Source organism: Pedobacter sp. CG_S7 (genome assembly GCF_040544395.1).
Taxonomy (GTDB): domain Bacteria; phylum Bacteroidota; class Bacteroidia; order Sphingobacteriales; family Sphingobacteriaceae; genus Pedobacter.
In genome coordinates this window covers 55,005-76,620 of record NZ_JBEONS010000011.1, presented here as the reverse complement: position 1 = coordinate 76,620, position 21,616 = coordinate 55,005, and the positions used below count along the sequence as shown (strand labels likewise).

Below are 21,616 nucleotides of genomic sequence, written 5' to 3'. Positions count from 1 at the left end.
CGATCATGAGCATTATAAATGATATAGACCCGGCTAACGCCAAACAGGAATTTACCATTACGGTATATACTGAAAATCAGATCGGTTTATTAAACCGTATCGCTATTATTTTTTCCAGAAGAAAGATAAACATTGAAAGCTTAAACACCTCCCCTTCTGAAATTGAGCATATCCATCGTTTCAATATCGTAATCCAAGAAACGGAAGAGGTGGTACGCAAACTTGCCCGTCAGATTGAAAAACAGATCGAAGTGCTTAAAGTGTACTATAATACCAATGAAGATATCATCTGGCAGGAAATGGCTTTGTATAAATTGCCTACAGATGTTGTAGTAGAAAAAGTATTAGTGGAACGCTTACTTCGTGAAAATGGGGCAAGAGTAGTCGTAATCCGTAAAGATTATACCGTCTTTGAAGCAACTGGCCACCGTGAAGAAACCGATAAACTTATAAAAATATTGCAGCCTTTTGGCTTAATAGAATTTGTAAGAAGTGCCCGTGTGGCCATTATCAAAGACAGCGAAGGTTTTAATGCCAAGCTTAGAGAGTTTGAAAGAAAAGAACCAGGACAGGATGTTATCGAAAATGAATTCCTGAATAAACAAGAAAATGTATTTACCATGTAATAAGCACTGCTTATTACTTTTTAAAAACCAATCAATAACACCAATAACAAAATTATGGCAAAATTAAATTTCGGCGGAAAAGAAGAAAATGTAGTTACACGTGAAGAGTTTCCATTAGCAAAAGCCCAGGAAGTATTAAGTAAAGAAACGGTAGCAATTATTGGCTACGGTGTTCAAGGTCCTAGTCAAGCGCTAAACCAACAAGACAATGGTATTAATGTGATCATTGGTCAACGTAAAAACTCTAAAACATGGGATAAAGCCATTGCTGATGGTTTTGTACCCGGCGAAACTCTTTTCGAAATCGAAGAAGCCTTAGAACGTGGTACCATCATTTGCTATTTATTAAGTGATGCAGCACAAATTGAATTGTGGCCAACTGTAAAAAAACACCTTACTCCAGGTAAAGCTTTATATTTTTCTCATGGCTTTGGTATTACCTTCAATGAGCAAACTGGTATTGTCCCTCCTGCTGATGTGGATGTGTTTTTGGTTGCTCCTAAAGGTTCTGGTACTTCCTTACGCCGCATGTTCTTACAAGGTCGTGGCTTAAACTCCAGCTATGCAATTTTTCAGGATGCAACTGGTAAAGCTTACGATAGGGTAATTGCTTTAGGTATCGCTGTGGGTAGTGGATATTTATTTGAAACAGATTTCAAAAAAGAAGTTTTCAGTGATTTAACTGGTGAACGTGGTACTTTAATGGGTTGTATCCAGGGTATTTTCGCAGCACAATATGATGTATTGCGTGCCAATGGCCACTCTCCTTCTGAGGCTTTCAACGAAACTGTTGAAGAATTAACACAAAGTTTAATGCCTTTAGTAGCAGAAAACGGAATGGACTGGATGTACGCAAATTGCTCTACTACTGCTCAACGTGGCGCTTTAGACTGGTGGAAAAAATTCAGGGATGCAACTAAACCTGTATTTGAAGAATTATATGAAAGTGTAGCAACAGGTAAAGAATCTCAACGTTCTATTGACTCTAACAGTCAGCCTGATTACCGTGAGAAATTAAATGCAGAACTGGCAGAACTTCGTGAAAGCGAATTATGGCAGGCAGGTAAAACAGTTCGTAGTTTACGTCCTGAAAACCAAGCAGCAGCAAAAGAAACTCAAGCTTAATAACAATTTAAGATTAAACCCTTATGGGAAAAACATTAGTTGAAAAAATCTGGGATGCCCACGTCGTTAAAAGCGACGAGGGTTTCCCTGATATTTTATACATCGACACGCACTTCATTCATGAAGTGACAAGTCCGCAGGCTTTTGATGGTTTACGTAAAAGAGGCTTGCCTGTTTTCAGACCAGCACAAACCGTTGCCACGGCAGATCATAATGTGCCAACATTAGATCAGCATTTACCTATTAAAGAGGAGTTATCCCGTTATCAGGTAGATATGCTCACTAAAAATTGCGCTGAATTTGGCGTAGAACTTTATGGCTTAGGGCACCCTTTTCAGGGTATAGTACATGTTATCGGTCCAGAATTAGGCATCACTTTACCGGGTGCTACTATTGTTTGTGGCGATAGTCACACTTCTACGCACGGTGCTTTTGGTTGCATCGCCTTTGGGATAGGCACTTCCCAGGTTGAACAGGTATTAGCTACGCAATGTTTATTGCAGCAAAAACCTAAAACCATGAAAATTGAAGTTAACGGAGAACTTGGCAAAGGTGTTTCTGCCAAGGACATCATTCTATATATTATTGCCCAAATCTCTGCTGCTGGTGGTACCGGCTATTTTATTGAATATGCTGGTTCGGCTATTGAAAAGCTGAGCATGGAAGCGCGCATGACCATTTGCAACATGAGCATTGAAATGGGTGCAAGGGGTGGCTTAATTGCTCCCGACCAAATTACCTACGATTATGTAAATGGTAAAGAATTTGCCCCTAAAGGTGATGCTTGGGTTAAAGAATTGGCTTCCTGGAAAACATTATTTAGTGATCCTGATGCGAAATTTGATAAAGTTTTAAGTTTCGATGCCGCAGCTATCGAACCCATGATTACCTATGGTACTAACCCAGGTATGGGTATGGGAGTTAGTCAACACATTCCTGCAACTGCTCAACAAGCAATTTCTGAGCAACCTTCTTTTCAAAAAGCTTTAGATTATATGGGTTTAGAAGGTGATGCCTTAATGTTAGGTAAACCTATCGACTATGTATTCATTGGTAGCTGTACCAATTCACGCATGGAAGACTTGCGTGAGGTAGCCGAATTTGTAAAAGGCCGACAAAAAGCACCAAACGTAATTGTATGGATTGTTCCTGGTTCTAAACAAATTGAACAACAGGCCATTGCAGAAGGTCTGGATAAAGTATTTGAGGCTGCAGGTTTTCAACTGCGCGAACCTGGTTGCAGTGCTTGCTTAGGAATGAATGAAGATAAAATTCCTGCAGGAAAATACTGTGTTTCTACTTCCAACAGAAACTTTGAGGGCCGGCAAGGCCCTAACTCCCGCACGTTTTTGGCTAGTCCTTTAACTGCCGCAGCTGCTGCAATAACAGGAAAAATTACTGACGTAAGGGATTTATTAAAGGAAACTGTTGAGGTTTCTTAAAAAAGAACAGGATGAAAAAATTTGTAAAATTAACTTCCACCATGGTGCCCTTGCCAAATGAAAATGTTGACACTGATCAAATTATTCCTGCAAGGTTTTTAAAAGCCACTACCCGCGAAGGTTTCGGCGAAAACTTGTTTTGCGATTGGCGTTATGACAATAATCGTGAAAAAAGAGCTGACTTCGTTTTAAACAATCCTTTGTATAAAGGCGAAATATTGGTTGCTGGCAAAAACTTTGGTTGTGGAAGCAGCAGAGAACATGCCGCATGGGCAATACAGGATTATGGCTTTAAAGTCATCATCAGCAGCTTTTTTGCTGATATTTTTAAAGGAAATGCTTTGAATAATGGCTTATTGCCAATACAAGTATCTGACACTTTCCTACAGAAAATTTTCTTAGCTATTGCCAGAGATCCTGAAACACAATTATTGGTCGACTTGCAAGAGCAGGTTGTCGAACTGCAGTCATCACTGGAAAACGAATCCTTCGAAATCAATGCCTATAAAAAATCATGCTTATTGAATGGTTATGACGATATCGATTTTATACTTAATAAGAAAGATGCCATCGAGATTTTCGAAAAGAAAAATAGCTAAATAAAATGACTGAACCTTTTGTCCATATAGAAAACCTTAGTATAAATTTCCGCAAAAATGTGGTATGGGCTGAGCTATTCTGGACAATTAATAAAGGAGAAAACTGGTTATTAACAGGTGCCAGTGGCAGTGGAAAAACAGTTTTGGCAAAAGTAATAGCCGGCTTAATACATACCAGCGGATCTTTAGAGATAAATTACAGGGGTAATTTAACTCCAAAGACGTTATTTGTAGCTCAATGGTTTCCTTTTAAAGATAAACAAGGCACAGCTAATTTTTATTACCAGCAACGCTACAACAGTACTGAAGCAGAAGATTGTAATACGGTTTGGGAAGAGATCAGTGCTTACTGCAAAACTTTAGGAAAAATGGAACAAAATGGCATGGCTATTTTGCAGTCCTTCGACCTTTTACACCGAAAGGATGCTCCTTTAATTCAGTTATCGAGCGGCGAACATAAAAAACTTCAGTTAAGTAAAGCGCTACTATTGCAGCCACAATTATTGATACTAGACAACCCTTATACCGGTTTAGACGCGCAAACCCGTCAAAATTTAAACACGTTAATTAACCAGGCCTGTGCAGGTGGTATGCAGCTCATCCTCATCAGTAATGATGGAAATGAACCTTCCTGTATCCGCCATTTTGCAAAATTAGCAAATGGCAAGTTCAGTACTTCTTTAACACGTGATGTAGAAATTCCTAACGCTGTTAAGGCCAACATAACGCTACCTGCGTTTTTAAATACACCACTTTTTGAAAATCAAGAATTGGTAAAACTTACTAACGTAAACATACAATATGGCGAAAAAATAGTCCTTAATCATATCAATTGGACGGTTAAAAAAGGAGAAAAATGGTTATTGCAAGGACCCAATGGGTATGGAAAATCCACTTTATTGAGTTTATTAACTGGCGATAACCCACAAGCCTATGCGAATGAAATTTACTTGTTTGGTAAAAGAAGAGGCAGCGGAGAAAGCATTTGGGACATTAAGAAGAATATTGGCTTCATTTCTCCAGAATTGCAGTGGTTTTTTGAACCCGCTTCAACTGTATTTCAAACCATAGCCTCTGGCTTTTTTGATACTGCAGGACTATTTAGAAAAGTAAGTGCAGAACAAAACCAAAAAGTTATACAGTTAATGGAGCTACTAGATTTAGCTGCCGAAGAACACAGCTTATTAACGCAACTTCCATTAGGGAAACAGCGACTGGCATTTTTAGCCAGAGCAATTATTAAAAATCCACCATTGCTAATTCTTGATGAACCTTGTCAGGGGTTAGACCAGCAACAAACCAACTTATTCAACAATTTAGTTGATGTATTGTGTACAACAAACAGGTCTTTAATTTATGTAGGCCATTTTGAAAACCGTTTACCTGGCTGTATAGAACATCGGCTAAGCTTAAATAACGGCGTTGCAACCAATATTGGACAGTTATTAGAACAGGAAATTACGACATGAAAAAAAATATATTAGTTATACCCGGTGATGGTATAGGGCCAGAAGTTACGACCTGGGGTAAAGCAGTTTTAGAGAAAATTGCTGCAGCCTTTGGTCACGAATTTACATTCGACGAAGCTCCAATGGGCCACGCGGCCATAGAACTTACTGGAAACCCTTTACCAGATGACACATTAGAAAAAGCAAAAAATAGCGATGCCGTCCTTTTTGGTGCGGTCGGTCATGCAAAATATGATAATGATCCTTCCCTAAAAGTAAGACCTGAACAAGGTCTACTAAAGATCAGGAAAGAACTAGGGTTATATGCTAATTTGCGCCCTATTTTATTGTTTGACGAGTTGCTGAATGCATCTAGTATTAAACCGAATATTTTAAGAGGCACTGATATTCTGTTCTTCAGGGAATTAACAGGTGATGTTTATTTTGGGGAGAAAACTCGTTCAGAAGACCGTAATACAGCTTCCGATTTAATGATTTACCACCGCTATGAGGTAGAAAGAATAGCCCACAAAGCTTACCAGGCCGCCATGCAACGCAAAAAGAAATTGTGTTCTGTAGACAAAGCCAATGTATTGGAGAGTTCAAGACTTTGGAGAGAAACAGTGCAGGAAATTGCAAAACAATATCCTGAAGTGGAAACCGAACACATGTTTATCGACAATGCAGCCATGCAGTTGATTAAAGATCCTAAGCGTTTTGATGTTGTTTTAACAGCAAACCTCTTTGGTGATATTTTAACTGACGAAGCCTCGCAAATTGCTGGATCCATGGGTATGCTCGCTTCGGCTTCTATTGGGGATGGTACTGGCTTTTTTGAGCCCATACATGGTTCAGCACATGACATTACCGGTAAAGACCTGGCCAACCCATTAGCCTCTATCCTATCTGCGGCACTGCTGTTAGAAATCAGTTTCGGCCTAAAGGAGGAAGCTAAAGTTATCATTGATGCCGTAGATCAGGTGTTAAAAGAAGGTTTCCGTACCGATGACATTGCGGATGAGACCATTAACCCTTATAAAGTTTTGGGCACTAAAGAAATGGGCCAGCTCGTTTTAAAGTTTATTGCACAAACCACAAATACCCAATAATTCAAGAAATATGTTACACGATCCAAATAGAGTTTATGTATTTGACACCACCCTTCGTGATGGCGAACAAGTACCTGGTTGTCAATTAGCAACCGATGAGAAAATTGAAATAGCTAAAGCTTTAGAAGCAATGGGTGTTGATGTTATTGAAGCCGGTTTCCCTATTTCCAGTCCAGGCGATTTTCAAAGTGTGGTAGAACTTTCAAAAGCGGTTCAAAATCCAATCATTTGTGCCTTAACCAGAGCAAATAAAGGAGACATTGATGCCGCTGTTGAAGCCTTAAAGTTTGCCAAAAGACCACGCATCCATACTGGTATTGGTGCATCAGACATGCACATTAAATATAAATTCAACAGCACCAGGGAAGCAATTCTTGAGCGTGCTGTAGAAGCGGTTAAATACGCTAAGCAGTTTGTAGAAGACATTGAGTTTTATGCTGAAGATGCCGGTCGTGCCGATGATATATTTCTGGCTCAAATGGTGGAAGCCGTTATTGCTGCTGGTGCTACAGTGGTAAATATTCCTGATACCAATGGCTATTGTTTACCAGAACAATATGGCGCAAAGATCCTTTACCTTAAAGAAAATGTAAAAAATATTGACCAGGCTATCATTTCTGTGCATTGCCATAATGATTTAGGTTTGGCTACAGCCAATACTTTAGCTGGGGTTATCAATGGTGCCCGCCAAATTGAATGTACCATCAACGGTATTGGTGAGCGTGCAGGTAATACCGCATTGGAAGAAGTTGCCATGATTTTGAAAACCCACCACAGTTTAAATTTAAATACAAACCTAAATACAAAACACTTTAGTGACATGAGTGCTATGGTGAGCCGGATGATGCGCATGCCTGTGCAACCTAACAAAGCTATTATTGGTCAGAATGCCTTTGCGCATAGCTCGGGTATCCACCAGGATGGCTTTTTAAAACACCGCGAGAATTATGAAATCATGAACCCTGAAGATGTTGGCATCAACCAGGCAGAGATTATCCTAACCGCCCGCAGTGGTCGCCATGCTTTGAAACACCATTTAGAACGCCTCGGTTATCAACAAGACCGCCTTAACCTCGATCATGTTTATGAGCGATTTTTGGTAATGGCTGATGCAAAAAAACAAATTACTGATGACGACTTGCTTTATTTAATGAGCGACGGGGAGGATGATCCTTATAAAAATGGTTATAAACTGAACCATTTACAGGTATTGTGTGGAGACACTTTGACCCCTTCGGCCAACATCACACTGGAATATAATGGGGAAGAACATGAGGCCAACGCTGAAGGTAATGGACCTGTAAATGCAACCATTAAAGCCATCGATAGCATTATTGGAAAATCAATTCAACTTAAAGACTTCACCATACAAGCCATGCATGGCGGTAGCGATGACATCAGCAAAGTAAATATGAAGATTGCCCATGATGACAAATTTTATGTCGGTTATGGTTTTAGTACGGATATTGTAAAAGCTTCGGCAAATGCTTATCTGGATGCGATAAATAAATTTTTATAACAATGAATGTAGCCAAAGAAGTAGAGTTTGATTTCCTTGCAGCAGCAAAGAGAATAAGTGATACCGTTAAAAGAACTCCTTTAGAATTTAATGCCGCCCTTTCTAAAAAGTATAACGCAAATATTTACCTCAAGCGGGAGGACCTGCAAATTGTGCGTTCCTATAAATTGCGTGGTGCTTACAACATGGTCAGCACCCTCAATAAAGAAGAAATGACTAGTGGTGTGGTGTGTGCAAGTGCTGGCAACCATGCCCAGGGTGTTGCTTACTCTTGTAACAAGCTGAACATTAGGGGTGTAATTTTTATGCCCGAAATTACACCTAAGCAAAAAGTGAAGCAAACGGAAATGTTTGGTGGCGATAACATTAAAATTGTTTTAGTTGGAGATACTTTTGATGATTGCATGAAGGAAGCTTTAATTTATACCAAAGCTCATCAAATGACTTTTATCCCTCCTTTCGACAATGCCAAGATTATTGAAGGCCAGGGTACTGTTGGCGTAGAGGTTTTTGAAGACCTGCCGGCTGTAGATATGGTCATCATGCCTATTGGCGGTGGGGGTCTTGCTTCTGGTGTAGGCAGCTATCTTAGGTCTGTAAAGCCTGATATAAAACTCATTGGCGTTGAACCCCTGGGTGCCCCTTCCATGAAAGAAGCCTTGCAAAATGGCGGACCGGTTACTTTAGATACCGTAGACCGCTTTGTGGATGGTGCTGCTGTAAAAAGGGTGGGCGATTTAAATTTCCGCCACTGTAACATCCTGTTGGATGAAATGTTGCTCATACCTGAAGGAAAAATCTGTACCACCATTTTAAAACTATACAACGAAGATGCCATTGTGGTAGAACCCGCTGGTGCTTTATCGGTTGCTTCTCTTGATCAGGTAAAAGACCAGATCGTTAATAAAACGGTAGTCTGCATTATTAGTGGTGGTAATAACGATATCGAACGCATGCAGGAAATCAAAGAAAAATCGCTGCTCTTTGAAGGCTTGAAACATTATTTCATCGTTCGGTTTCCGCAAAGACCAGGTGCACTTAAACGTTTTGTAAACGATGTTCTAGGCCCGCGAGATGACATTACCCGTTTTGAGTTTATTAAAAAAACAAACCGTGAAAATGGACCTGCTTTGGTAGGAATAGAATTGACAAAAGCCGCAGACTATGAGGATCTCATGAAAAGAATGAGGGAATTCAAGTTTGAATATATTGAATTAAACAACGATCAAACTTTGTTCGAATATTTGGTATAACATTGTTTATATTTTATGGCAAAATATTTGCTATCAAATAATAAACATAATTATATGAAACAAAGCTTTTTACTCCTCCTTTGCATAGCTACACTTGGGTTAAGTTCTTGCAAAAAAGAAACATTTATTCAGGAAACGCCAAACCGCACCATCAATATTGATATTCAACCTAATCAATGGGTAAGAAGTTCTGATGGGTTTACCTATACGGCAACATTGAATATCAAAGAAATTGATCAAGTAACGTTAGATGATGAAGGTGTATTGGTTTACCTGCCACACCCTACAAACGTGAATAGCTCTATCCCTTTGCCTTACACTTTTGATACCCAAGCCTATAGCTACGAAATATTTAATGGAGGTATTGCAATTGACCTGCAAAGTTCTGATTTTCAGAATGCCGTGCCAATAGCACCAACTAAAGCAATAAAGGCAAAAATTGTGATCATTCCATCTACTTATATCCCCTAATACTTCAATCCTATTTATAAATAGAGCGGCAATAACCAGAGGTTATTGCCGCTCTATTTTGTTTAAACAAGGGTTAAATTTAATTTAATCAAGTACTAAATTTAAAATTAACCAGTAAATTACTCCCTAGTTGAGGTTAAGCAATTGCGGGCCAAATTCTTCGAATAAAATAAGTTCTTTATCAACCCCAAGGTCAATGAGGTCTTTGTATTGTTTTTGAATAAAAAACGAAGGTCCGCATAAATAATAAAGCGTATCCGGGTCACTCGTTAGTAATGGTATTTGAGTGATATCCAAATGCCCTTCAAAAACCCCCGCTTCTTTATCTGTTTCTGTTAAATCATTATAAAATATATGCTGCGCCACATTAGCCTGCGTTTGAGTGATGGTTTCAAGTTGTTCCTTAAATGCGTGCACAGCCCTGTTTCGGCAACCGTGCAACCAGGTAATGGGGAAGGAATAGTTTTTATCCACTAAGTGTTGTAACATGCTGATCATTGGCGTTAAGCCCACGCCTCCGCTAATTAACATCACTGGAGCTTTAAGTTGTTCAGGTAGAATGAAAGTACCTGCAGGTGCCGTTAAATCTACAATATCACCTTCGTTAATGAAATCATGCAGGCGATTGCTGATGATACCACCTGTATCCAGTTTTAACCCTTTTTCTTTTTTCACAGAGATACGGTAATATTCTTGTGTTGGTGTGCTCGATACACTGTACTGTCGAGCCTGGTTTAAACTCAGTTCTGGCAAAAATAGGCGTATACTAATAAATTGACCGGGTATATGTGGCATCACTTGTCCACCATCTGCCGGATATAAATAAAAGGAAGTAATTTCTGCTGATTCAGCAATCTTCTGCCCTACTTTAAATGGGCGCCAGCCAGTCCAGCCATTTGGTTTCATGGTTTGCTGTTCATAGAGCGTAGCTTCATGACCAGACATCAATTTAGCCAACTGTAAATAGGCGGCAGACCATGCATCTATAATTCCTGGAGTGGCTGCCGCTCCTAATACCTCTTTAATAGAGGCTAACAAATGCTTGCCTACTATCAAGTATTGTTCCGGACGAATATCTAAACTCACATGTTTATGTCCGATACGGTCTACCACAGGTAACAGTACAGCGGGATTAGCAATGTTTTCTGCATAACCTAATACAGCCATCGCCAACGCAGTTTGCTGTTTGCCACTTTGCTGATTGCCCATATTAAATAAATTCTTAAGCTCTGGATTATGGGTAAACATCCTTTTATAGAAATGCGTGGTTAACAAAACACCATTCTCTCTCAATACGGGTACAGTAGCAGTTATAAGTTCTTTTTGTTCACTTGTCATCTTAATTTTCTCTTAATTTGATGCGCCGAAGGTACACTAAAATAATAGAAGACAAAAACATCCTTTATTAATATAAAAGTTGAAGAGCTAATATTGCCGCAGCATGACTTTCAAGAAATTAATCGAAATTTAAGACCTTTGTAATACTCGCCTGGATATGGTCGTTCTTTTGATGTTCGCCACGGTTTAATTGTATAGCTCTGATGCGCACACCTTTTCTTTCCAGCAAAAGCTCTTCGTAAAAGCCTTTATAGTATACATCTATCACTTCAAACTTCCTGCTATTCCAGGAGTTTTTCAGTTCAACCCATTCCGGATAAAAGACTACGTTTTTACCTGCGCTAGCTATACCCAGTTTTTCTGCATCTGCTGAAGTTAAAGCGTTGGCATTACCTAATAATTGTGCCGTATAGACATGTGCAGGGTGGTTATAAACAAAGGCCGGCGTTCCCTTTTGTAATAGCTCACCGTCTTTAATCAGCAGCAACTGATCGGCTAGGAAAAGCCCATCGGCAGGATCATGTGAAACCATAATAACGGTAACACCTGTATCGGCGACAATTCTTTTGATATCTGCCCGAAGCTGGTTTTTCAATAAAGCATCAACCTGACTAAAAGGTTCATCCAACAACAATAAGGAAGTATTGCTGATTAAAGCTTTTGCAATGGCAACCCGCTGTTGCTCTCCCCCACTTAACGTTGTGATTTTTTTATCCTTTAAATGCACGATATTCAAATGCTCCATCATTTGGAAGGTTTTATCTTGCTTTCCCTTCACATCCGTATTCGAAAGCATGGAAGCAATATTATCGTATACCTTGGCATAGATATTCAATGAAAAATCTTGTGTAACCATTTTCATATCCTTATGCCCGGGTATCAATTGCTCGTCTGGGCCTGCAACCCGCTCTCCATTAAAAAGAACTTGCCCGGAATCGACTTTCAACAAACCATAGATACATTTCAACAAGGTTGATTTACCACTTCCACTTTCACCAAGAATAGCCACAATCTGCCCACTTTCAATATCAAAACTGATATTTTTTACACCTGATAGTTGTGTGCTTTGATGCTGTTTCGTTAATTGCTGTACACTAATGACCTGTTGCTTCACCGCGTAAAGGTATATATTTTGAGTTATATTAAGGTTAAAATTGCCAGGACCTTGACAGGTCCTTGGTAGGTCGTTGGTAGGTCCTTAACGCAATCAAAAGACCTACCAACGACCTACCAAGGATCTGGAAAGGATGTGGCAAAATGCAGTTTATTAGTTCATTCCGAAGGTGATACCAACCGACATGTTTTTCAATCCTTTTTGTGCCGGGCTATCGAACATATCATTGAAGTAATATTTTGTAAAGAGACCTATACCGCCATAACCAAGACGGACTGTACCACCATATCTAAAAGACTGAAAGTTATAATCGTCTTTATATTTCACTTTTCCATGCTCATCGCTCACTTGTTTAACCTTTCCGTTTAACAAAAAGCTTACCTCCGGACCAAAAACAAAATAGAAGCGCTTGCCATTATCATTTTCTTTAGAACGGAGTTCAAAGTTTAATGGAATATGTACATAACTATTTGAAAAACGGTTTTTACTAAAGTTTGTGGTTTCCTCTACAAATGCTAAATCGCGGGTTCCTTGCTGTATAGTGATATTTTTTCTTAAGCGGATCAAGGTCCAATCGAATCCCCCTGCTAAATAAACTTTAAATTGTGGATTAAAACGATAGCCAAACTGAAGCACATCGAAGGAAATGGTGGAAGTCTTAATTCCTTTGTAGCTTAAAAATTCATTTTCAGGAGATAAATTAAAACTACCATTATCTATTAATTTAGAAAAGCCAAGGTCAAGTCTAGTAAAAGTAATCCCGCCTATAAAACGCCCTTTATTAGCTTCAACGTTCTTCAAACTATCCTGTTTGCTACGCTGAGCACTTTTAAACGTAAAACCACCAAGAGAAACGTCGAGCGCTTTTACTTTAGTACTGCTTGTGCTGTCTTTTTGTGCGGTGGCATTTTGGGAAATCACTCCGGTAAGTCCGCTTACCAAAAGTATTGCAATAATTAACTTCTTCATGTATTTTTTGCTTTATATGTAATTCTAGAAATTTTGCTTTATTTGTTGTTATTAACGCTTTAATTTATTCTTGCCATTTAATTTAATAATACCAATATTAATGGCCACCAGGGCCGAATTATCATCATCATCGGTTTTAAACCGCAGAAACTTTTGTTCCCTTTTATCTACTTTTTCCACTACAAAATTAACCAGATCGCCGATATTCCTAATTCCATTCTTTTCTGTTTGCTCCTGTTCTACAACCGCTGCTGCTGTTTCCATTTCGAGTGTATTTACCTGGGCAATTAGCACCGCTGCATCAGGTAAAACATTGGCCTTAATTTGCAGTTCAGCAACCTTTAATACAGGCTCGGCTATCGTTATGTTATTATTAAGATGATCTTTCTTTGCTAAAGGTTGCATAGCGATTAATTTTCTCTCAGATAAGGGTACTGGAGCAACTTTAGTCAATTTCACTGCTTCTGGTGCGTCTACAACTGCATTAGTCTCTGGTATAGGTAGGGGCAGCAGATCTTTTACCTGCGCAGGCTTTTTGCTGTTAACAACAACCTCAGCTTTACCCTGCAATTGAATTTTAGCTTCCTTATTAAAGAGCAATGCCGCCGTAACGGCAACAACAGCAATTGCAGCGGCCATCCATAAAATAGGCTTACTCCTTTTAGGCTTTGGTTTTAATTCCTTTTCAATATTTTTCCAAAGTAAATCAGGCGGCTGTACTGCAGCATTTCCCAATTTATCTTTAAATAACTGATCCAAATCTTTATCCTGTATATGTTGCATAATTCATGCCCTCCATCTTTGTGATTTTTTCTTTTAATATTGCTCTGGCTCTTGATAACTGCGATTTACTTGCACTTTCAGAAATCCCTAATGTCTGTGCTATTTCTTTATGTGAATAGCCTTCAATAATGTACATGTTAAACACCAGCCTGTACCCATCTGAAAGCTGTTGAATAATTTTAAGCAAATCCTGCATTTCTAATTTGCTAAAATCGAAACTAGTAGAAGGCTGTTCATAAGCATCTTCCAGCGGTACAACGTTCAAATTCCGCAAGTTTTTTCTATAGCTTTCAATGGCGGTATTAACCATAACGCGCCTTATCCACCCTTCAAAAGAGCCATCACCACGATAATCCTTTATTTTTTGGAAAACCCTGATATAGCCCACTTGTAAGGAATCCTCAGCTTCCATCCTGTCTTTAGCGTAGCGCAGACAAAGAGCGAACATTTTAGCCGAAGTTTGCTTATACAACAACTCCTGCATCTTCTGGTCGCCAGCCTTGCAGCCCTCCATCAAATCGTTTATAGTATAGGTTTTTGTCAACTTCATTTGTTTGTTTGGTTTAATGAAGATGTTAAAAGAGCAGGAAAGGTTGCAGCACCGTTAAATTATTTTTTAACCTTGAAGAGTTTTATGTCCTGCTTATAAGTAAGAAAGAAAGAATGGTTGAACTGAAGTTGTTTATCCGAATGATCAAGATCAATATGGGGTTCCAAACGTACATCGAGATAAAGGTTCGGGATTAACGCTTTCTGGTAGGCATAGCGTAGAGAAAGAATATTTCTGTGCTGTTGCGTAAAACCAGTATTATATAAATTATTGGATACCGACTCATAAAGTGGCATACCTTTTATAGAAATGAATTTATTTCCTTTCCAGTAAGAAGCCACAAGACTACCAAAAGTAGTTTCTATGCCGGCATTGAGCCACAAGCCAAAGCCGCCCTGAAAAGCACGTCTTTTATCACCGGAGAAATCGTTATATACCGCCACGTAGTTATCGGTATAAATATCTTTGATCGGCAGCGCCATCACCTTATGCAATTTAAAACCCGTGGCACCATTAAACAAAGTAGTTAAAGGAATGTCTTTTAAAACATCAATCTGTCCACCCTGATGGTAAACCAGGAATTGTGCAGGAACACTAAACTTCCAGCCATTAAAGCTGGAAATGGTGGTTTCAGTAGAAAGTCCGCCGAGAATTTCTTCCTTTGCTGCCGAGCCTTTATAAATCATGTGCTGCCAGGCTATCCAGGCATCCAGTTTAAAATTCTCCTTTTCCACCAACAGTTGTGTTCCATATTCTACAGGATCAGTAATTTGTCGCTCAAAATCAAATAAGGGTTCAATATATCTGTGGTGGATACCACCTTCCAGGTTACCAAAAATGAGACTAAGGTTACGTTTTTGATACTTTAAACTAAATAAAGGTTTAGCCTTATAAATACCATTATCACCGAAATCTTTCCTGATAAAAGCCCCGGCAGTAATAGCCAGGTTTTTATTTGCATGATAAACCAATTGTGGCTGCAACTGTGTGCCATATAAAGTATAACCATCGTGAAACTCGTTGCTATACTCGTAATTTCTAACGAAATTGAAATTATAAAAGTTAAAATGAACTTCGCCAACAGCGTTACTATCTGGACGAATACGATTTTCAAGCGCCGATTGGTTGAATTGACCAAAAGCCATATTCACCAACATTAGAAAACTTAGCGTAAGTAGTGATGTTTTCATCAGTATATAGGTTTTTTTAAAGGTAATAAAACCAATAGGCGCTTTTGAAATTATTGTTCCTGCTTTTTTCTGTAGTTTTTATACAGCTTTACGGCAAGCATAATAACTGAAGCAAAAAGAATTAACCCTATTAAACCATAAATCCAGTCTACAGTACTTTTTAAGATAACCGTAAAAACAATGGCTACCAACAGAATTGTTGCCAGTTCGTTCCATAAACGCAGTTGAAATGAACTAAGCTTAAAAATTCCATTTTTAAGCTGGTTCATTATTCGCTGACAAAGAAAATGATAGGTTATTAAAGCGACAACAAAGCCAAGTTTTACATGGAACCAGGGCATGGAAAGTAAAGCAGGATTGATAAAGATCATTGTTATACCGGCGGCAACGGTTAAAACCATTGCCGGGGTGGTAATAATGTTCCATAATCTGCTCGTTATCTTTTCGTATTCCCGCTGTAAAATAAGCTTTTCAATTTCAGGCTTATCGTTGGCCTCAGTATGGTAAATAAACAGACGTACGCTATAAAACAAACCTGCCATCCAGCTAACAACAAAAATGATATGGACGGCAAGTACGTATAAGTAGGCCATTTGTACTTAATATTTAAATTCTTTTACCACTTCTACAGCATATTTAACATGGTCAAAAGGAATGTCTGGCATAATACCATGACCAAGGTTAAATATAAAACCTTTTTCTCCACGCATGCGTTCAAACAATTGTAAAATATGTTTTTTGATCACAGGCTTATCGGCATATAAAATATGCGGATCAAGGTTTCCCTGAACAGCAATACCCGCAGGCAGGCTATTTTTAATATTTAAAAGATCAGCATTCCAATCAACGGAAATAACATCAGGTTTTGCTTGCGCCATTATTGGTGCAAAAACAGAACTTCCTTTACAGAAAGAAATTACGGGAATATCTTTTCTGTTCAGGTTGGCAATAATTTCCTGGATGTAACGATGAGAAAACTCCTGGTAATCATTCCACGATAAAGCCATGGCCCAGCTGTCAAATAGCTGAACTGCGTTAACGCCAGCAGCAATTTGAAGATTCAAATAATCGGCAGTAACCTTAGCAATTTTAGCCAATAATTTATGTGCCACTTCAGGCTTATTGTGCATTAGCAATTTAGTCTTCTTAAAGTCTTTCGAAGAACCGCCCTCTACCAGGTAACTCATTACTGTAAAAGGTGCACCGGCAAAGCCAATCAATGGAATTTTATTATCCAAACGCTGTTGAATTATTTTAATGGCATCAGCTACATACTGCAACTTATCGAGCACATCAACTTCCAAAGCATCCACATCGGCTAAAGTACTGACCGGATTGGCAAAACGCGGACCAACACCTTGGGTAAAGCTAAGGTCTCCACCCATTGCTTCACCTGTTACCAGGATATCACAAAATAATATAGCCGCATCTATACCGATTAAATTTACAGGCAGCATGGTTACATCTGCAGCAATTTCTGGCGTTTTGCACATTTCCAGAAAAGAATATTTATTCTTTATTTCCCAGTATTCCGGCATAAAACGGCCAGCCTGACGCATCATCCATACAGGTGGGCGTTCGGTTTGTTTTGAAAATGCAGCATCTAAAAATAACGTGTTCATCAAAATCTATCTTGTTTTATAAGCTATTCGCTTCTTTCTCTATTTTATTAATTATGTCTTTGGCTTTTGGTGTACTGACCATATTTTTTGCAATATCCAGGTACGCCAGAATCCGAACTTTATCTTTTTTGCGCAGGGCTAAATTAGCCAAATGGATCATTACAAAAACTTTGTCTGTTTTACCCCCTAGCGGAAACCTGCTTGCCAATTGAAAATGGTATTCTGCGTCATCATACTCCTCCCGCTTTAAGGCGATATTAGCCCGCATGAATTCATAGTAACCCCTTCTGTTTTTTGCTAAACGTTCTGGATCAGGCACCTCATCCAATGCCTCTTCTGCAGCTTCATATTCGCCATTCTTAAAACATTTAGATGCCAGCAGAATGGAACTCTGCTTGAAATGGCTCCAGATTAATAGCGCAAGCATCAACCCTAGCAAAGAGGCTAACTGATATTGCTGATAAAACAGGCACCCCATGGCTGCAATAGCTGTGGTCACCATCAGTACATATCTGCCTTTTGCGCTAAACATTAGTTATTGATGTCTGTAAATTTATAGCCAACACCTCTGATGGAATGAAAGTAAACAGGATTTTTTTGATCAGGCTCAAAATATTTACGGAAAGTTAATATAAAATTATCAATGGTACGTGTAGAAGGGTAAACATCATAATTCCAAACCGTTTCCAGTATTTGCTCTCTGGATACTGCTTCATTTTTACGTTCAATCAGTAATTTCAATAACATAGTTTCCTTTTTCGTTAAAGGAACGATAACACCATCATCCTGTTTCAACTCAAAAGAATTAAAGTAAATGGTTTTGTCGCCTATTTTATACGAGTTTAGTTCTTTTAGGTCATCAGCTTTCATACTGCGTTTCACTAAAATACCAACACGAAGAATTAATTCTTCCAAATTAAAAGGCTTCACCAGGTAATCATCGGCACCTTTTTTTAGTCCCATTACACGGTCTTCGCTCGTATTCTTTGCCGTTAAGAAAAGAATAGGGACTTCAGTATTTTCAAGCCGTATTGTTTCACAAACCTGAAATCCATCCATTTCAGGAAGCATTACATCCAGGATAATTAGGTTAAAACGCTCCTCCTTAAAGACTTTAAGGGCTGTTTTGCCATCTTTAACGGCATGAACTTTATAACCTTCTAACTCAAGGTTTAATTTTATTGCATCTAATAAATGGTCTTCATCTTCGACCAACAATATTCTTAGTTTCTGTTGCATAGGAATCAGCTAAATGTAACTTCAAAAATAGTGCCTTTGGGCACATTATCTTTAACGCTGATATCAGCGTCGTGGTTTTGTAATACTTCTTTAACAATAAACAGGCCTAATCCTGTTCCTTTTGCTTTCCGCACCCTTTCATCACCCACACGATAGAATTTATCAAAGATGAGCATTTTTTCCTCATCCGGTATACCCGGACCATTATCAGCTACAACTAAGAAAGGATGACCATTTAATGTCGACAATTCTACGCTTACATTAGCACAGGGTCCTGAATATTTAACCGCATTTTCTAACAGATTAGTGACAACGGAAGCCAGAGCAAAAGGATCACCCGTTATTTTAACGCCCTGTTGTATTGCTGCATGAATGCTTTGTTCGCAACCGCAGGTATGTATTTGCAGCCGGTCAGCGATTTTGATAACCAACTCAGAAAAATCAAATTCTTCTTTCGGAAAGGAATAAGATCGGTTTTCAATCTTTGTTGCCAGCAGCATGTTTTCCACCAGATCATCCAGTCTTTCAATATCCTTAAGCGAATTATTGAGCAAGGAAGTTTGTCTGGCTTTGTCCAAATCTCTTTTAACAATGGTTTGCAAAGAAAGTTTAATAGCAGCAAGCGGCGATTTCAATTCATGTGTTACCGATAATAGGAAGTTGGTTTGCTGTTCATGTAAACGGTTTTCCTTTATAATGGACTGGTGCAAAAAATAAGCACCTATGCATAAAAGAAATAAGAATACTGAGCCCTCACCCATAATCATTGCCATTCTGGAAGGCTCCAGCTTGATAACAAGCGTACCCCAGGAAACCAACTGTATTAAACTATACAGCAACAGGAAGTAAAATATGACGAGGGACTTCTTCATTTATTTATTTCTAAAAACTATATCCAATGTTTCAACGATAGCTCTTTTTGCTTTCTCTAATTCAATTTTTGTATGTGCTGCAGAAACAAAACCTACTTCGTAACCAGATGGCCCAAGGTAAATACCTCTGTTTAACAATTCGCGGTGCATAATTTTGAATTTCTCCATACTAGCCGGATCAATATCTGCTGCACATTGTATCTTTTCCTTTTCTGTAAAGGCGAACCAAAAGATCGAGCCTATATAAAATACTTTAAATTTATAATTTCTTGCGGTAGCAAAGCGTTGAATACCTTCAGCAAATTCAGCAGTTTTATTGTTAAGGTCTTTATAAAAGTTAGACCGTAAAAGTTCTGTAAGCTGTGCAATACCGGCAGCCATAGCTACGGGATTACCAGATAAAGTTCCCGCCTGGTAAACACCGCCTTCGGGAGAAATATGACTCATAATTTCTGCTGAAGCGCCATACATTCCAACAGGTAGGCCACCACCAATAATTTTTCCGTAGGTAACAATATCAGGTTTAATACCATAATAAGATGCAGCACCCTCAAAACCTATCCTGAATCCAGTAATCACTTCATCAAAAATCAGTAAAGAGTTATTTTCCTTACAAATATTTTGCAAAAATGCTATATAATCCTGGTTTTGAATTAACAAGCCATTGTTTGCCGGTACACCTTCAATAATTACCGCTGCAATTTGATCTTTAAACTGCTCGAAAGCTTCGGTTAAAGCTGCTGTATCGTTTAATGGAATAACGATAGTTTCCTGTGCAAAAGATTTAGGAACCCCAGCTGAAGAGGTTTCACCAAAAGTTACCAGACCCGAACCGGCTTTAACCAGCAGTGAATCTGAATGCCCATGGTAACATCCATCAAATTTCAGTATTTTATCACGTCCTGTAAAACCCCTGGCCAGTCTGATGGCAGACATGACCGCTTCGGTACCAGAACTTGTAAAACGTATCTTTTCTACATGTTTATTGTTTTTTATAATCAACTCAGCAAGTTCATTTTCCAAAGCTGTAGGTGCACCAAAGCTCATTCCGCTTTGCATTACTTCTGTCACTTTTTCCCTTACTTTTGCATTGTTATGTCCCAAAATTAAAGGGCCCCAACTAGCACAAAAATCAATAAACTGATTTCCATCTGCATCCCATAAAAAACAACCATCGCCCTTTTGAATAAACAAAGGGGTTCCGTAAACAGACTTAAAAGCCCTAACAGGCGAATTTACACCTCCAGGAAAGAAAGTTTTAGCTTTCTCATAAAGCTCTGCCGATTTTTCTCTTGAAATATCCGGTTTGCTTCCAGTATTAACAGGCATATCACCTTCATTACCAGAAAACATTTTTTTTAAAGACTCTAACATATTACAACCAATTCTTTTCTAATATATCCCTAATGTGGTATGTGGTAATGATACTTGCACCTGCCCTGGCGAAAGCATGCATGGTTTCCATCACCACTTTTTCTTCATCAATCCAACCCCGCTCTGCTGCTGCTTTTACCATGGCATATTCGCCCGATACATTATAACAAGCAATGGGGAGGTCAGTATTTTGTTTTAAATGATGAACAACATCTAAATACGCCAGTGCAGGCTTAACCATTAATACATCTGCACCTTCACTTTCATCAAGCAATGCCTCTCTTAAGGCTTCATTGCCATTTCTGTAATCCATTTGGTAAGCTTTCCTGTCGCCTTTACTTGGTGCACAATCTGCAGCTTCCCTAAAAGGGCCATAATATGCAGAAGCAAATTTTGTGGCATGAGACATGATTGCTGTATTTACATAATCATTCTTGTCTAGTAAATCCCTTATTGCCCTTACTCTGCCATCCATCATATCAGAAGGAGCAAGCATGTCTGCACCAGCTTTTGCATGTGCTAAAGCCATTTTTGCAATCACTTCAACGGTAGCATCATTCTGAACGTAGTCATCTTTTAAAATACCACAATGACCATGGCTAGTATAAGAACAAACACATACGTCAGTAACTACGTATAAATCATCACCAAAGTTTTTTTTCAGTTCCCGAATAGCAACAGGGATGAGCGAATGGTCATGATAAGCAGTATGTGCATCCTCACTTTTCTCTACGCCAACGCCAAAGAGCATGATTTTATTTATGCCAAGTTTTAAGCCTTTTTCAACGTCACTTAACAAGGTATCTGTAGAAAAATGACTTATGCCCGGCATTGAACCTAATGGATGAATTACATTATTTCCCGGAACTACAAAATAGGGATAAATGAACATGTCTTTAGATAACCTTGTTTCAGCTATCATTTCCCTTACTATTGGATTTTTCCTTAACCTTCTTGGACGTTGTAACATTTC

At 38.8% G+C, this 21,616-nt stretch carries 22 protein-coding genes; 9 read left to right on the top strand and 13 right to left on the bottom strand.

The window, feature by feature from the left end; genetic code table 11:
- Positions 1-5 precede the first annotated feature (5 nt).
- Genes ilvN through AAKU52_RS08255 form a run of 9 tightly spaced genes read left to right on the top strand, consistent with a single transcriptional unit; the run spans position 6 to position 9,592 of the window.
- Positions 6-626: an acetolactate synthase small subunit gene (ilvN, locus tag AAKU52_RS08295; protein ID WP_354332203.1), complete on the top strand. Its 621-nt coding sequence runs from the start codon at positions 6-8 to the stop codon at positions 624-626.
- Between the two features lie 54 nt (positions 627-680).
- A complete protein-coding gene (gene ilvC, locus AAKU52_RS08290) occupies positions 681-1,751 on the top strand; it encodes a ketol-acid reductoisomerase (RefSeq protein WP_354332201.1) in 1,071 nt (356 codons plus the stop codon).
- A gap of 23 nt (positions 1,752-1,774) precedes the next feature.
- The gene (gene leuC / locus AAKU52_RS08285) at positions 1,775-3,193 is read left to right on the top strand and encodes a 3-isopropylmalate dehydratase large subunit (protein ID WP_354332199.1); all 1,419 of its coding nucleotides are present in this window, start codon (positions 1,775-1,777) and stop codon (positions 3,191-3,193) included.
- 11 nt (positions 3,194-3,204) lie between these two features.
- A complete protein-coding gene (leuD, locus tag AAKU52_RS08280) occupies positions 3,205-3,792 on the top strand; it encodes a 3-isopropylmalate dehydratase small subunit (protein ID WP_354332197.1) in 588 nt (195 codons plus the stop codon).
- A 5-nt stretch (positions 3,793-3,797) separates the two neighbouring features.
- Positions 3,798-5,261, top strand: coding sequence for an ATP-binding cassette domain-containing protein (locus tag AAKU52_RS08275; protein WP_354332194.1), 1,464 nt, complete (start codon positions 3,798-3,800; stop codon positions 5,259-5,261).
- Entirely contained in the window at positions 5,258-6,349 is a 1,092-nt protein-coding gene (gene leuB / locus AAKU52_RS08270; RefSeq protein ID WP_354332192.1) for a 3-isopropylmalate dehydrogenase, read from the top strand. The genes AAKU52_RS08275 and leuB overlap by 4 nt, the downstream gene beginning before the upstream one ends.
- A gap of 10 nt (positions 6,350-6,359) precedes the next feature.
- Positions 6,360-7,868: a 2-isopropylmalate synthase gene (locus AAKU52_RS08265; RefSeq protein ID WP_354332190.1), complete on the top strand. Its 1,509-nt coding sequence runs from the start codon at positions 6,360-6,362 to the stop codon at positions 7,866-7,868.
- 2 nt (positions 7,869-7,870) lie between these two features.
- Positions 7,871-9,121 (top strand): threonine ammonia-lyase IlvA, encoded by a 1,251-nt coding sequence (ilvA, locus tag AAKU52_RS08260; RefSeq protein ID WP_354332188.1) that lies wholly within the window; start codon positions 7,871-7,873, stop codon positions 9,119-9,121.
- Positions 9,122-9,175: 54 nt separating this feature from the next.
- Positions 9,176-9,592, top strand: coding sequence for a hypothetical protein (locus AAKU52_RS08255; RefSeq protein ID WP_354332186.1), 417 nt, complete (start codon positions 9,176-9,178; stop codon positions 9,590-9,592).
- Positions 9,593-9,718: 126 nt separating this feature from the next.
- Here AAKU52_RS08255 and hmpA read toward each other — a convergent pair whose 3' ends face one another.
- The 13 genes from hmpA to hemB all read right to left on the bottom strand — a co-directional run bounded on the left by hmpA (position 9,719) and on the right by hemB (position 21,613).
- On the bottom strand, positions 9,719-10,930 hold the full coding sequence (gene hmpA, locus AAKU52_RS08250) for an NO-inducible flavohemoprotein (protein WP_354332184.1): 1,212 nt from the start codon (positions 10,928-10,930) through the stop codon (positions 9,719-9,721).
- A 118-nt stretch (positions 10,931-11,048) separates the two neighbouring features.
- Complete coding sequence (locus AAKU52_RS08245) at positions 11,049-12,044, bottom strand: ABC transporter ATP-binding protein (protein WP_354332181.1); 996 nt, start codon at positions 12,042-12,044, stop codon at positions 11,049-11,051.
- A 153-nt stretch (positions 12,045-12,197) separates the two neighbouring features.
- Positions 12,198-13,013, bottom strand: a complete 816-nt coding sequence (locus tag AAKU52_RS08240; protein ID WP_354332179.1) for an outer membrane beta-barrel protein — start codon at positions 13,011-13,013, stop codon at positions 12,198-12,200.
- Between the two features lie 51 nt (positions 13,014-13,064).
- On the bottom strand, positions 13,065-13,796 hold the full coding sequence (locus tag AAKU52_RS08235) for a hypothetical protein (RefSeq protein ID WP_354332177.1): 732 nt from the start codon (positions 13,794-13,796) through the stop codon (positions 13,065-13,067).
- The gene (locus AAKU52_RS08230; RefSeq protein ID WP_354332175.1) at positions 13,777-14,346 is read right to left on the bottom strand and encodes an RNA polymerase sigma factor; all 570 of its coding nucleotides are present in this window, start codon (positions 14,344-14,346) and stop codon (positions 13,777-13,779) included. The genes AAKU52_RS08235 and AAKU52_RS08230 overlap by 20 nt, the downstream gene beginning before the upstream one ends.
- 59 nt (positions 14,347-14,405) lie before the next feature.
- Positions 14,406-15,536 (bottom strand): lipid A deacylase, encoded by a 1,131-nt coding sequence (locus AAKU52_RS08225; RefSeq protein ID WP_354332173.1) that lies wholly within the window; start codon positions 15,534-15,536, stop codon positions 14,406-14,408.
- A gap of 50 nt (positions 15,537-15,586) precedes the next feature.
- Positions 15,587-16,129, bottom strand: a complete 543-nt coding sequence (gene hemJ / locus AAKU52_RS08220; protein WP_354332171.1) for a protoporphyrinogen oxidase HemJ — start codon at positions 16,127-16,129, stop codon at positions 15,587-15,589.
- Between the two features lie 6 nt (positions 16,130-16,135).
- Positions 16,136-17,158 carry a uroporphyrinogen decarboxylase gene (hemE, locus tag AAKU52_RS08215; protein WP_354332169.1) on the bottom strand — a complete coding sequence of 341 codons (1,023 nt, stop codon included), beginning with the start codon at positions 17,156-17,158 and terminating at the stop codon, positions 16,136-16,138.
- A gap of 16 nt (positions 17,159-17,174) precedes the next feature.
- Complete coding sequence (locus AAKU52_RS08210) at positions 17,175-17,690, bottom strand: hypothetical protein (protein ID WP_354332167.1); 516 nt, start codon at positions 17,688-17,690, stop codon at positions 17,175-17,177.
- Complete coding sequence (locus tag AAKU52_RS08205) at positions 17,690-18,397, bottom strand: response regulator transcription factor (RefSeq protein WP_354332165.1); 708 nt, start codon at positions 18,395-18,397, stop codon at positions 17,690-17,692. Before AAKU52_RS08205 ends, AAKU52_RS08210 begins: the two co-directional genes overlap by 1 nt.
- Before the next feature lie 5 nt (positions 18,398-18,402).
- Positions 18,403-19,269, bottom strand: a complete 867-nt coding sequence (locus AAKU52_RS08200; protein WP_354332163.1) for a sensor histidine kinase — start codon at positions 19,267-19,269, stop codon at positions 18,403-18,405.
- The gene (hemL, locus tag AAKU52_RS08195) at positions 19,270-20,643 is read right to left on the bottom strand and encodes a glutamate-1-semialdehyde 2,1-aminomutase (RefSeq protein ID WP_354332161.1); all 1,374 of its coding nucleotides are present in this window, start codon (positions 20,641-20,643) and stop codon (positions 19,270-19,272) included.
- Between the two features lies 1 nt (position 20,644).
- Positions 20,645-21,613 (bottom strand): porphobilinogen synthase, encoded by a 969-nt coding sequence (gene hemB / locus AAKU52_RS08190; RefSeq protein WP_354332159.1) that lies wholly within the window; start codon positions 21,611-21,613, stop codon positions 20,645-20,647.
- Positions 21,614-21,616 lie beyond the last annotated feature (3 nt).